This window comes from Chitinophaga sp. RAB17, assembly GCF_052114225.1.
Classification (GTDB): domain Bacteria; phylum Bacteroidota; class Bacteroidia; order Chitinophagales; family Chitinophagaceae; genus Chitinophaga.
Genome location: NZ_JBFREI010000008.1, coordinates 1 through 13062, shown reverse-complemented (window position 1 = coordinate 13062; position 13062 = coordinate 1). Strand labels below are relative to the sequence as shown.

The window sequence follows — 13062 nt, the reverse complement described above, 5'->3', positions numbered from 1 at the left end:
TTTTTAAATAAATCGCCATTTTTTTCACCTCCTACAGGCATACCGGAGCTAGCTGATACCGATTAGATCATCCACGATCATCTTCGCAGACTGTCCATCTCCATAGAGTGCTTTATTGAAATCGGTGTGCATGTTTTTCAATGTGTTATATGCTTCATTAATCCTGCCTGTATTTGCACCCACCAGAATATTAAATCCATTACTCACCAGCTCCACCCACTCAGTTTCATCGCGCATGGTGATGCAATATTTTTGAAAGAAAAACGCCTCTTTCTGCAATCCTCCACTATCTGTCATCACAAGTTTGCTTTTCTGGATAAGCGCAATCATATCGAAGTATCCAACCGGATCAATTACTTCACAATCCAGTATAATATTATTTTTCTTCAGAATCTGCTGCGTACGGGGATGTAATGGAATTAATACCGAAGTTTCTTTATTAATCCTATTCAGTGCAATTACAATGTCATTCAACCGCCGAAGATCATCCGTGTTCTCTGCACGATGGAGAGTACAAAGGATGAACCCGTCCTGGTCAAATCTATCAGCTATAGATGACCTTCCTTTAATTTTTTCAGAATAATAAAGTGCGGCATCATACATTACATCCCCGGATTTCCTGACAACACTATCGGATACCCCTTCTTTCTTAAGATTTTCAACTGCTGTATCTGTTGGACAAAATAAAATATCGGAAATCCGGTCGGTGAGAATACGGTTTACTTCTTCCGGCATACGCATATTAAATGACCGCAGACCGGCCTCTATATGAGCAACTTTAATATGGAGTTTCTTTGCAGCCAGCGCACCAGCTATTGTTGAATTAGTATCACCATATACCAGTAACCAATCCGGCTTTTCCGTTATCAATACTTCTTCTATTTTCTCTAACATTCGTCCAGTCATAGCACCATGACTAAGACTATGGATGTTCAGATTATATCCAGGTTTTGGAATTTCCATCTCTTCAAAGAAAACATCCGTCATATTATGATCGAAGTGCTGCCCAGTATGTACAATGATCTCACTAACATCATTCCTTTTAAAGATCTCACGACTTATGACTGCGGCTTTAACAAATTGAGGCCTCGCCCCCACTATAGTAACTATTTTCATACTAGGAATTCAGAAGTGTTTTATAGATATTATTCAGTTGAATCGCTTCGTGTTTCCAATTGTATTTTTCGAGAATTAATTTGCGGCCATTGAGCCCCATTTCTCTACATTTTTCCTGATCGCCAAGCAAATCCTTGATGGCGGTTCTGATACCAGATACGTTATACGGGTCAACACAAATACCACAATTATTTTTCTCTATTAAGTCCCGCCACAGTGGAAAATTAGAGCAAACTACTGCCAGACCAGCCTCCATATACTCAAACAGCTTATTGGGCTGAGAGTCTGTATGGTTAGGGCCCGGATGAAATAATAGTAACCCAATTTTTGAAGTATCTCTTACCTGTTCAGCTTCTCTGAAAGGAAGCGAGCCCACATAATTTATATTTTTCCATCCCGGACGTTTCTCTACATCATGCAATAAACTTTCCTCCTCAAACCTTCCAGCAATAATAAATTTGCCAACCGGCTCTTCAAAAGAATCCACCATCTGATTAAGACCTCGGCGCTCAGAAATGAGACCTGCATAACATATCTGTTCATTCTTTGTGTCATAGTCAAATTTCTCCCGCTCAGGAATTTGCGGAAAATTGTTGATTACTTTGGCTTTATTGTACTTGATAAACAGCCCCTCTATAAAGGGGGTGGCTGTTATGATGTAATCAAATTTTTTAACTGCATAGTATTGATACTGCTTGAAAAAAAGGGCGACTGGCTTTCTTATAAGTTTAGGAATCCATTTTTTAGTAAGAATATCACTCACCACATCTTCATGGATATCATAGATAACCTTTTTACCCTTCTTCTTTAATTTAAGCCCCAAAGGGATTAATTCGGGATCATGAAAATGATATACCTCTGCATCTATTTCCATTGCTCTGTTATACAGCAAACCAGCGGAATTTAAAAATCTGTCCTTCCTTGAGGTTAGTACTCCAGTATCACGAATATACACACCTTCTTTCACCTCATCCCCTTTTCCATCGGCGACAACCAAATAGACTTCATGCTCCTTCGCAAGGCTTATGCATTCTTTCATAAAAATCCGTACATCATACCTCTGATGTACGCTGGTCAAATGACAAATTCTACTCATGCATCAATCTCATTTTTTTACTATCGCCCGAATATCTTAAAAAAAGACTGATAAATATAGCTACCAGAAAGGGGCAGTAAGTTATAAATACGTATAAAAAGTTTAAATTATCAAATTCCCCCTTGGGGTAAATCATAATAAAAGCCAGCGAAATCAATATCAGCAACAAATAGTTCCAATAATTCCTTGACTTGATCACAAAAACGTAAAATGCCTTGATCGCGACTCCCAATGCAAACATTCCGAGAAATGGTCCTACCGGCCCAAAATTTATATACATTTCGGCAACTCCCGTGGGTGGCAGATTTCCTGTGGGGACATAGGCATACCATAAATTTTTTATAATAGCACTGGGTTGATATCCTATCGGCTTTATAGCGGATGGCAGGATGTTCACCATCCATGAAACGAGTGATTCTCCGTACATATAGCCATGATCAGTTTTCCAGGAATCCAGCACCTTAATAAAAATAGCCGTATTAGGCATGTTACCTTTATCTATAATACTGAAAGCCATTGTATCTTTAAATTCCACTGCCATATCCAATGCGTTGCCTTTATCCAGTACCCCCATCTCCTTGAGGCTACTCAACAACCTGAGAAAATAGGTGGCAATAGCCAGTATCGGAATCAACACCATAGAAGCAATATATGTTTTATTCTTCAGCGGCCGGTTGTTCACAACATTCCTAAAGTAAAAAATTGCGATAAAAGAAACGAAATAGATAATAGTGGAATAGATTCTACCGTTTGATCCCTGTAAAATGGCACCTGTAATTACACAGAGCCAAAATAACCAATCCGGGTTCTTGTCTTTTCTCAAATACGAAAAAGCCAGCAGGTAGGTTCCCATATAATAGAATATATATCCTACGGTAGTGCCTGAATTAGCACCGGCTTCCTCAAACTGATGTTTACGTAATGCTATTTGAGACAGGTAAGTTAGTGGGTTTCCTCCAGCATATATAAGCACATTGTAGAAAAAGTTAAGAATCCCAAGCCCCATCATGGCCATTACTACCAGGTTGAGTACATATGGATTGATGACTTCTTTATTTTCAAATTTTATAGGCTTGAAAGCTGGTTGCTTTATTACGCTGAAACCTAAAATAATAGATATTAAACCGACAAAATAGTAAAACGAGCTCCAATTAAACAGTGTAATATAATTGTGATGCAATGTCACTTTTTCAAGATACGGTGTCATGTCAAAGTGGTTTCCCATATAGTAAAAGTCCACTAAAACAATAGTCGAATAATATATACAAAACAAATTAATAGGCGAAAATATAATCAATTTCGTTTGAAGCCGGAGATATCCGTAGATAATAAGCAATGTGAGCAGTGACCATAGTTTTACATAAACAAATATGTCCTCTGTCCACCAACAACTGATTATATAAACAGCAATGGCAACAAAAAATAAAAATAGCTCAGTAAATTTACTTTGAAACCTGCTCATAATAAAGCAATTAGATGTTGTTTGTTACCAAATTAATAAAAACCAAATCACAACACTCTTCCTTCCTCCACTACCGCTAACAGTGATTTCGTTTTCTTAATTACAGCTTCATGATCGTATTCCAACATCAGCAGTCTCCTGTTCCGCTCTTTTTCGTCATTATTCAATGGAAGATTAATACTCGTATTATTCAACTCGTCTTGAAAAGAATAAACAGCAAATCCTTTATCCTTCAGATATAAGAATACCGGGTTCTTTTCAGAAAGAAATATTTTACATCCGAGCCATAACAATGCAATGAGGTTACCAACGCCTTGCTGCCTATTATGATTCATAATAGCCGTACTGCATTGCTTCAGGAGAGAAAGGTATGCGTCAGAGGAGTAATATTCAAGTAATGGGTGAAAATTATTTTCGAATAACTTCCTCCCATTTTCCAATACGACTTCTTTATAATCAGCTGGCTCTCCATAATTTAGTGGAACCAACAGCTCACGTTCCCCTATTTCGAACTGCTTTATCTTTTCAAACACATCAAGATGATTAGATTCCGGCGCCACGGAATTCCCTATAAGAATGGCATCCCCTTTTGTGAATTCTTGTTCATATTCTCTGCCACGGAATAAATTTTGAATAGACTCATATGAAAACAAAACCTGATCCGCCTTAAAAAATGGAAATTCTCTGAGGATATTAATTTCATAAGGAATAACAGTAGCGCAGTAGTTCACACGACTTACTGCCTTTTGGTAGGCGGCCGCCGGAAACATACCAGTATAAGAAAAATAATACAGATTTCTCAATGCCGCTATTGCTTTCCCTTTAATACTTTTACGCTGCTGAATTGCCGCTGCCCTGGTAATTGGCTGATAAAGTTCCTTTTTATAAAATGGTGTATTATAAATATCAGTTCCCCAGGAAAGCCAAACAATTTTCTTTGATGCATCCTTTATTCTGTTAACGATCCAACGCTTATCTATACACATTGCATGAACAACAAGTACATCAAAATCTGCTCTATCAACTATTGCTTTAAACGCTTTTGTTCTACGCTGTGCCACAATAATTTTATCTGATAATGTAGTATGGCGAAGCGGCTGATCTATATTCTTAACCCCAATCAGAACACGGTTATTTCCGGGATTACATTCCTCAAACGATGCAATAGCAAAGTTTGTAAACACCGTATCATCTATTAAATGGAGATATCTCATATCAGGCTATTTAATCTTGTTCTGGCTGGATGTCTATACTTCTGATACTCCTTGCCGGAACCCCAACTACTACTACATTATCTGGTATATTTTTGGTTACCAAAGCCCCTGCACCTATAATAACGTTATTGCCCACTTTCACCTTTGGAAGTAGTGTAGCTCCTGCACCAACAAAACAATTATCTCCTATTTCCACATTACCGAGTACCTGTACTTTGGGCGAAATTTCACAAAATGCGCCTATTTTGACGTCATGATGAATATTGCTCCCATAATTTAAAAGTGACCCCATTCCTATCTCTACACTATTACTTATAAATACATTGTTCATAATATTTAGGCCTTTACCAAGACTTACATCAAAGGTGCCGATCAAAGCATTTTCGCTTATTACACTCACCAGGTTTCCTCCTAATTCTTCTAATTTCGTGCTTAACATCTTTCTGTTCGTAGGACCCCCAATTCCTAAAACAAAATCGGGATATTGTTTCAGAAAAATACTTAGTTCATTAAACGACTTAATGACTTTAAATTGTTTATACAGCAGTGTCTCCGGATTTATATTGTCAAAGAACCTCAATTCCGACAAGGTGTACCGGGAGACCAATATCTGCAATATTTCTTTCGCRTGTCCTCTCGCTCCTACAACTAACATTGCTTATCGTTTTATTGCGTTCCTGCTGCTGTTTACTGTATCTGGTACTAACAATTCTTTAAAATCACCTTTACAATCATATCCTGATCTTCCTTCTTTAGCGTGTGATACAACGGAAGACAAAGCACTCTCTCTGCAACCGATTCAGAAACAGCACATTTGCTTTGATCAATGTATTCCAGGGTATTTAAAGATGGATAAAAATATCTTCTTGGCTGCACATATTGCAGGTTAAGTGCTGTTGTTACTTTCTGCAATGCTTTTTCGTTTTCCAAAACAATCGGGAAATATGCATAATTAAACTCGCAACCAAGTGTAAGTTTAAGCAGCTGGATTCCTGTCTTACCCTTTAACATCGCTTCATAGTGCAGCCATTGTTCTTTTCTCACTTTAAAAATGTCATCCATATAGGGCAATACGCATAGCCCCATGGCAGCATGCATCTCAGAATTTTTCGCGTTAATTCCAACACTTCCAAAAGTCACAGGTGAAGTATGCCCAAAATTCCTCAGTAATCCCATGGCTTCTGCCAACAAAGGATCTTTACTGAATACAGCCCCTCCTTCGATGGTATGAAACAACTTGGTAGCATGAAAGCTACTGGTGCTGATATCACCATATTCAAATATTGACTGCCCATTATACTTTGTCCCGAAACAATGCGCCGCATCATAGATCACTTTCAGCTGATGCTTATCTGCAATCGCTTTGATAGCATCGATATCACACGCGTTTCCAAAAACGTGTGTAACCAGAATAGCCGAAGTATTTTCAGTAATTGCCGCCTCTATTAATGAGGGATCAATATTAAAAGTACCAGCATCAATATCTACAAAGATGGGGTGACAGTTTTCCCAAACGATGGAAGAAGTTGTCGCCACATAAGAAAATGGTGTTGTAATAATCTCTCCTTTCAATGCAAGAGCCTTCAATGCAATCTGGATAGCAAGGGTTCCATTCGCAAGGAACAGGATATTGGAGACCTTTAGGTATTCTTTCAATTTGGTTTCCAACTCATTCACCAATGGCCCATTGTTGGTTAGCCAATGCCGCTCCCAAATGGCATGAATATATTTGTTATACTCTTCTTCAGCAGGAAGAAAAGGCTTTGTAACTGGAATCATTTCTTTAAAATTAATTGCCTGAAATCAGTTATCGCTGGCATTCTCAAATAATAACCAGCGCATAAATAAATACCCAGATATGCCAGGCCGATGCCCGCAATTCTGAAAATATCATTGGCCCGTAAATAGCTTACAGCAAAGTGATCCAGATAGTAAGCGATAAAACCTATTGCTATAGCCAATACAAAAGTTGGAATAATATCCCGTACCTGCTCTTTAATAGAATAATCAATCATTCTACCACTATAAAACGTATTGATGTAAAAAGAAATCACCGATATAACTATCTGAACATATAGCAGACCATATATACCAAATGGCAAGCTGCAAAGTATACCCAATGCGATGATGATCTTCTTTATTATCTCCAATCGTAGAAAGAGATCACTACGTCCTTTTACATAGAGGATGTTGAGATTATAGACCTGCAACGGATACAAAGCAGCAGACACACAAAGAATCCGAAAGTAAGGAACTATTGGCAACCATTTTTCGGTTAATAAAAACCTGAATAAGGGTTCTGCAATAATGCCCAGGAATATCATTGCCGGAGTTATCCAGAAGATTACCTGTAACATAAGTTTCTTATAGGCCATCTTCAGCTTCACATTATCGTTTTGTATAGCTGCAAACATAGGATATGTCACTTTATTGAGAGCCGTAGATACATTCTGCACGGGTAACATTCTGATCATATCTGCCCGGTTATAGAAACCAAGCTGTGTAGCGCTAAAGTACTTTCCTATTACTAAATTATAAATATTATTGAATAATGTATTCAATAACCCTGACAAGGTAATCTTATATCCAAATTTAAAATGATGCTTCAGTTTCTCTTTATCTATGATCCATTCTGGATACCAACCAGTGCGAAACCAATGTTGTATTGTAAAAAGAAAAGATTGTGTCAGTTCCATCCATACCAGACTCCAAACACCATATCCAGCCCGGGCCAACACAATTCCCACAATTCCTCCGATAATAACAGACGGTATCTGCATCAGCATCTGTATCCTGAAATTCATTTCTTTGGTCAGCCTTGCTGTTTGCACCCCAACAAATCCCCGGATAATAATGGAAATCATATAAACCCGGATAATATTAGTTAACAAGTCCTGCTTGTAGAATAATGCAATAAATGGAGCTGTTAAAAACAATATCGCATAAACAACAGCGCTACCTATCAGATTCATAAAGAACACTGTAGAGTAATCTCTTTGGTCCGGCTCCCCTGTTCTTATCAGAGAAGTAGTCAATCCACTGTCCATCAAAGAGTTTCCAATACCAATGAACACCGTAAGCATGGCAATCAGTCCAAATTCAGAAGGAAGCAGCAATCTTGCCAGAACAATCTGAACAATAAAGTTGATTAACTGTACGCTAAATTGCTGGCTGAATGTCCAGAATATTCCTGAAATTGTTTTTTGCTGTAAACTCACTTTTCCACTCTTTATCCAAATAAAAATTCAAAATATCAAGGTAACCTACTATCGGATAACAGATCATTTTTCATAAATCCGCTGTATAATCTCCACCACCTTCAGTCCTTCAAGTGCGTTTGTGGTAATGGCTGCCCTGCCTTTTAAAACATCTATTACATTTTCTATGATATAATGATGATTTTGTGCAGAACCTTTATATGCACCATAGTCATTTCCAGGATTTGTAGGCTCCAGCTCTGGCATTGTATAGTCTTTAACATGACAATACTCCACTTCATTCATGTACTGACCACCAATTTTCACTGAGCCATTCTCTGCAATAATAGTCATTGAACTTTCCAGATTCTGGTTCCAGACGGAGGTAGAAAAATTAAGACATCCCATCCCTCCATTCACAAAGTCAAAACTCACGAATCCGCTATCTTCAAACTCTGTTAAATGGCTATGGTTGTGACAGGCAAGCTTAGCTTTAATATTCTCAATATCTCCAAAAAGCCAATAGAGAATATCAATAAAATGCGAGAATTGAGTAAACAATGTACCTCCATCGGCGTCTTTGGTACCGTGCCAGCTATCTGGCTTATAGTATCGTTCATCTCTATTCCAGTAACAATTCAACTGAACCATGTATATATCACCCAAACGACCGGAATCCACCATTTCTTTTATCCATACTGATGGGGGCGAGTATCTGTTTTGCATTACAGCAAAAACATGTTTATGCACATGCAGCGCTTTAAAAATCACCTTTTCAGCATCATTTTTTGTTAATGCAATCGGCTTTTCTATTACTACATGTTTCCGGGCTCCCAACCCCGCCAAAGCATGCTCTGCATGAAATCCATTAGGAGACGCAATATTGATAACATCCACATTTATTCCGGAAGCGAGAAACGCTTCAAGTGAATTAAAAAATGGAATATCATAGTTATCAATATTCAATTGTTCTTTGGGCTTCACGTCAATCAATGCCACCAGTTCAGCTTCTTCATTACGACGTATCATCTCGCTATGACGTTTTCCAATATGGCCGCAACCCACTACGGCAAATTTTATTTTCTCGTCTTTTGCTACCATTATTTAATCCTTTTAACAGTGTTGTTACTTAACTGATACTCCTGCCCGCTTTCAGGGCAAACTGCCACATTATCATCATTGAACTGCAGTTTATGACCAAATTCACTCATCCAACCAATATGATGTGCCGGATTTCCTACCACAAGTGCAAATGGAGGTATTGTTTTGGTAACAACTGCACCCGCACCAATAAACGCATACTCTCCAATGTCATGGCCACATACAATGGTTGCATTTGCACCAATTGATGCACCTTTCCCTACATGAGTTCTTGCATATTGCCCACGACGATTAACGGCGCTACGTGGATTCGTAACATTTGTAAACACGCAGGAAGGTCCAAGAAAAACATCGTCATCACAAGTAACCCCCGTGTAAATGGATACATTATTCTGAATTTTCACATTCTTACCAAGTACTACTTCAGGAGAGATGACCACATTCTGTCCAATGTTACAATTCTCTCCGATTTTACAATTAGGTAAAATGTGAGAGAAATGCCAGATCTTAGTTCCGTCCCCGATCTCACAACCTTCATCAATAATTGCAGTTGGATGCGCAAAAAAACTCATAACCTATTTTTTCAAAAATTCCTTAATCTTATTAATAATGTAATCCTGCTCTTCTGTTGTCAACTCAGTATGAATAGGCAACGACAAAACAGTTTTACACAAAGATTGTGTTACTGTCAGATCTCCAATCACCTTTCCAATACCACGGAATGCTTCCTGCTCATTTAGTGGCACCGGATAGTAAATCATTGCAGGTATACTATTCGCTTCCAAAAATGCTTTCAATGCATCCCTGTTACTTTCTACTTTCAAAGTATATTGGTGGAATACATGTGTTGAATCAGCTACTCTCACGGGAGTCGTGATACCAGGAAGCCCGGCCAGTTCCTGATCATAATAATCAGCAGCTTTTAAACGTGCAGCAGCATATTCATCCAGATACTTAAGCTTCACATTCAGTATAGCGGCCTGAATGGTATCTAATCTGGAATTCACGCCAATGTACTTATGTACATATTTCTTTATCTGACCGTGGTTGGCTATAACTTTCAGCTTTTCGCCAAGTGCTTCATCATTTGTAAATATAGCACCTCCATCTCCATAGCAGCCCAGGTTCTTCGAAGGGAAGAAAGATGTACAACCAATATGTCCGATTGTTCCTACCCGTTGCTTTCTTCCATCTTTAAAAGTATAAGTAGCTCCGATAGCCTGCGCAGTATCTTCAATAACATAAAGCTGACGTGCATCTGCTATTTGCATTATTGCTTCCATGGGAGCACTCTGACCAAACAAATGGACAGGAACTATTGCTTTGGTTTTGGATGTAATTGCAGCCTCAATATCTTCTTTCCTCAGGTTAAATGTAATTGGATCCACATCCACCATTACAGGAACAAGCCCCAACAGACCAATTACTTCTGCCGTCGCGATATAGGTAAAAGATGGTACTATTATTTCATCTCCCGGCTCTAATTCCAGTGCCATCATAGCGATCTGCAACGCATCTGTTCCATTTGCGCAGGGGATCACTTTTTTAACTTTCAGGTAGTCCTGCAAAGCTGTTGCGAACTTTTGTACATCAGGCCCATTGATAAAAGCAGTGCTCTGAATACAATCCAGCACAGCATGGTCAATTTCTGTTTTGATTTTATTATACTGACCCTTGAGGTCAACCATTTGAATGTTTTTCATAACCTATAAGCGTCCGTCTACAATATTTCTTGGCAGAAAAGATTTGGTGTCAAAAATAACAGAGTTCTGTCCATTTCCCATTTTGCTGAAATCCAGCGTCAAAAATTCATTGTGAGAAACAGCTAAAATGATGGCATCATAACTGCCGTTAATCTTATCAATAAGATCAATGGCATATTCCTCTTTCACATGTTCTTTGTCCGCATGTGGATCATAAACATCTACCACCACACCAAACTGAGTAAGCTCATTATGTATATCTATTACCCGTGAATTACGAATATCAGGGCAATTTTCTTTGAATGTGACTCCAAGTATCAAGGCTTTGGCACCATCTACTTTATGTCCTTTTCTGATCATCAGCTTTACCACTTTATTGGCAACGAACATCCCCATATTATCATTTACCCTTCTGCCAGAAAGAATAACCTGAGGATGATAACCCAGAGCCTGGGCTTTATGCGCCAGATAATAGGGATCTACACCAATGCAATGACCACCAACCAAACCTGGCTTGTATTTCAGAAAATTCCATTTGGTACCGGYAGCTTCAATTACATCACTGGTATCAATACCAATGCGGTCAAATATCAACGCCAGTTCATTAACAAAACTGATATTAACATCTCTCTGGGCATTTTCTATAGCTTTAGATGCTTCTGCCACTTTCATTGAAGGAGCTTTGTGAGTACCAGCTATAATTATACTTTTATAAAGATTATCTACTACCTCTGCGATCTCAGGTGTTGAACCGGAAGTTACTTTGATAATCTTTGTCAGGGTATTAACTTTATCACCAGGATTAATACGTTCAGGCGAATAGCCACAGAAGAAATCCTGATTAAATTTCAGTCCTGAGTCCTTTTCCAACGCCGGTACACAATCCTCTTCAGTACATCCAGGATATACAGTTGATTCATAAATAACAATATCTCCCTTGGATAAAACCTTTCCCAGCATGGCAGATGCTTTCAACAGGGGCGTTAAATCCGGAGATTTGAACTGATCTATTGGAGTAGGAACTGTAACGATATAAACATTGTAAGACTTTAATGATGCAATATCATTTGAAAAATGTAAGCCAATCCCATTCTGTTGATCTTTATAGTTCATTGCTTCTTTCAAACCATCAATATCTGCCTCCCGAGTGTGATCTTCTCCTCTTGATAATTCCTTAATGCGCTTTTCATTAATATCAAATCCCAATACATCATACTTCTTACCAAATTCAATCGCTAAAGGCAGGCCAACATATCCCAAACCGATTACAGCAATTTTGTGCTGTGAAGATGTCATATAAAAAAATTTATCATTATCAAATAATAGGTAATTATTTCTAATAAAAATTAACGCAACATAATGCTTTTAAATAAGCGCCTCAAAATCAGCACCACACATATCAGAAAACCTCCAATAATCCCTCCCAAAACAATTCCCTTCGCCTTACCAAGTTTTTTAACTTTCAAAGGGAGAATAGGACTATCTACAATCTGGATAATCGGTGTCTCCTGCGCCATTGACATTCTACTTAACTCAAGGTTTTTTATTACTTCAGTGTACATTGTCTGCAAAACAATTTTGTCGCGCGAAGCTACTTCAGTTGCAACAGAAGCCACTTGCCTGGCTGGATTCATATTTATATCCTGTTTAACCGCAATAGCATATGTTTTTTTATTCAGTAATAATTCAATTGAGTCCGCGGTAAGTTGTAGCTTATCTACATTTGTCTTTGAGCGTTTGATTTTAGTTGCAACATAAAAATCTGTAGCCTCTGTCACCAATCTTTCTACAAAAAACTTAGAAAACACTTCATTCTTGGAAACACATTTTGCAGTAACAAAACTTAACTTCTTATCTGGCTTAAAAACTTCAAGATTATCATTCAGAAGCGTAGTAAAAATCACGCCTAAAATACTATCCTGTTCAAGTGTAAAACTTTTCCTATCAGCTCCTGGTGGATAATGAAGAGATACTAGTTTCGGATATTTCGCCCAACCTTTGTTAAGTTCATATGACTCTATAAACAAATCTACCAGGCTTTTAACCTTTCCACCATCCTTCACCGGCGAAAGTAAAGTTTTTTCCACCATCAGCCTTGATTTCAGAAACTCGATAATGTTATCGCCAGAAAACAAGCCACTGGAAGCGCCTCCTGTAATATCTAATCCAAATT

Annotated in this window: 12 protein-coding genes; all 12 read right to left on the bottom strand. The window is 38.2% G+C overall.

Annotated elements, in window-relative coordinates; all coding sequences use genetic code 11:
- Window positions 1–48: 48 nt before the first annotated feature.
- Window positions 49–1116, bottom strand: coding sequence for a non-hydrolyzing UDP-N-acetylglucosamine 2-epimerase (wecB, locus tag AB4Z08_RS24005; RefSeq protein WP_441576332.1), 1068 nt, complete (start codon window positions 1114–1116; stop codon window positions 49–51).
- A gap of 1 nt (window position 1117) precedes the next feature.
- Entirely contained in the window at window positions 1118–2212 is a 1095-nt protein-coding gene (locus AB4Z08_RS24000; protein WP_441576331.1) for a glycosyltransferase, read from the bottom strand.
- Window positions 2205–3674 carry an O-antigen polymerase gene (locus tag AB4Z08_RS23995; RefSeq protein WP_441576330.1) on the bottom strand — a complete coding sequence of 490 codons (1470 nt, stop codon included), beginning with the start codon at window positions 3672–3674 and terminating at the stop codon, window positions 2205–2207. The genes AB4Z08_RS24000 and AB4Z08_RS23995 overlap by 8 nt, the downstream gene beginning before the upstream one ends.
- Window positions 3675–3721: 47 nt before the next feature.
- Window positions 3722–4888, bottom strand: coding sequence for a TDP-N-acetylfucosamine:lipid II N-acetylfucosaminyltransferase (locus tag AB4Z08_RS23990; protein WP_441576329.1), 1167 nt, complete (start codon window positions 4886–4888; stop codon window positions 3722–3724).
- Window positions 4889–4898: 10 nt separating this feature from the next.
- Window positions 4899–5543, bottom strand: coding sequence for an acetyltransferase (locus AB4Z08_RS23985; RefSeq protein WP_441576328.1), 645 nt, complete (start codon window positions 5541–5543; stop codon window positions 4899–4901).
- A gap of 47 nt (window positions 5544–5590) precedes the next feature.
- Window positions 5591–6667, bottom strand: coding sequence for a DegT/DnrJ/EryC1/StrS family aminotransferase (locus AB4Z08_RS23980; protein ID WP_441576327.1), 1077 nt, complete (start codon window positions 6665–6667; stop codon window positions 5591–5593).
- On the bottom strand, window positions 6664–8106 hold the full coding sequence (locus AB4Z08_RS23975; RefSeq protein ID WP_441576326.1) for a lipopolysaccharide biosynthesis protein: 1443 nt from the start codon (window positions 8104–8106) through the stop codon (window positions 6664–6666). Before AB4Z08_RS23975 ends, AB4Z08_RS23980 begins: the two co-directional genes overlap by 4 nt.
- A gap of 63 nt (window positions 8107–8169) precedes the next feature.
- Window positions 8170–9186 carry a Gfo/Idh/MocA family protein gene (locus tag AB4Z08_RS23970; RefSeq protein ID WP_441576325.1) on the bottom strand — a complete coding sequence of 339 codons (1017 nt, stop codon included), beginning with the start codon at window positions 9184–9186 and terminating at the stop codon, window positions 8170–8172.
- Entirely contained in the window at window positions 9186–9758 is a 573-nt protein-coding gene (locus AB4Z08_RS23965) for an acyltransferase (RefSeq protein ID WP_441576324.1), read from the bottom strand. Before AB4Z08_RS23965 ends, AB4Z08_RS23970 begins: the two co-directional genes overlap by 1 nt.
- A 3-nt stretch (window positions 9759–9761) precedes the next feature.
- Entirely contained in the window at window positions 9762–10874 is a 1113-nt protein-coding gene (locus AB4Z08_RS23960; protein WP_441576323.1) for a DegT/DnrJ/EryC1/StrS family aminotransferase, read from the bottom strand.
- Between the two features lie 18 nt (window positions 10875–10892).
- Window positions 10893–12185: a nucleotide sugar dehydrogenase gene (locus AB4Z08_RS23955; protein ID WP_441576322.1), complete on the bottom strand. Its 1293-nt coding sequence runs from the start codon at window positions 12183–12185 to the stop codon at window positions 10893–10895.
- Window positions 12186–12235: 50 nt separating this feature from the next.
- The coding region (locus tag AB4Z08_RS23950) for a hypothetical protein (protein ID WP_441576321.1) at window positions 12236–13062 on the bottom strand (827 nt) is incomplete at its 5' end.

Bases quoted from the DNA above. Each gene is read 5' to 3' on its own strand.
- AB4Z08_RS23990 (WP_441576329.1), bottom strand. From the start codon at position 4,888: ATGAGATATCTCCATTTAATAGATGATACGGTGTTTACAAACTTTGCT.
- AB4Z08_RS23980 (WP_441576327.1), bottom strand. From the start codon at position 6,667: ATGATTCCAGTTACAAAGCCTTTTCTTCCTGCTGAAGAAGAGTATAAC.
- AB4Z08_RS23970 (WP_441576325.1), bottom strand. From the start codon at position 9,186: ATGGTAGCAAAAGACGAGAAAATAAAATTTGCCGTAGTGGGTTGCGGC.
- AB4Z08_RS23995 (WP_441576330.1), bottom strand. From the start codon at position 3,674: ATGAGCAGGTTTCAAAGTAAATTTACTGAGCTATTTTTATTTTTTGTT.
- AB4Z08_RS24000 (WP_441576331.1), bottom strand. From the start codon at position 2,212: ATGAGTAGAATTTGTCATTTGACCAGCGTACATCAGAGGTATGATGTA.
- AB4Z08_RS23960 (WP_441576323.1), bottom strand. From the start codon at position 10,874: ATGGTTGACCTCAAGGGTCAGTATAATAAAATCAAAACAGAAATTGAC.
- wecB (WP_441576332.1), bottom strand. From the start codon at position 1,116: ATGAAAATAGTTACTATAGTGGGGGCGAGGCCTCAATTTGTTAAAGCC.
- AB4Z08_RS23965 (WP_441576324.1), bottom strand. From the start codon at position 9,758: ATGAGTTTTTTTGCGCATCCAACTGCAATTATTGATGAAGGTTGTGAG.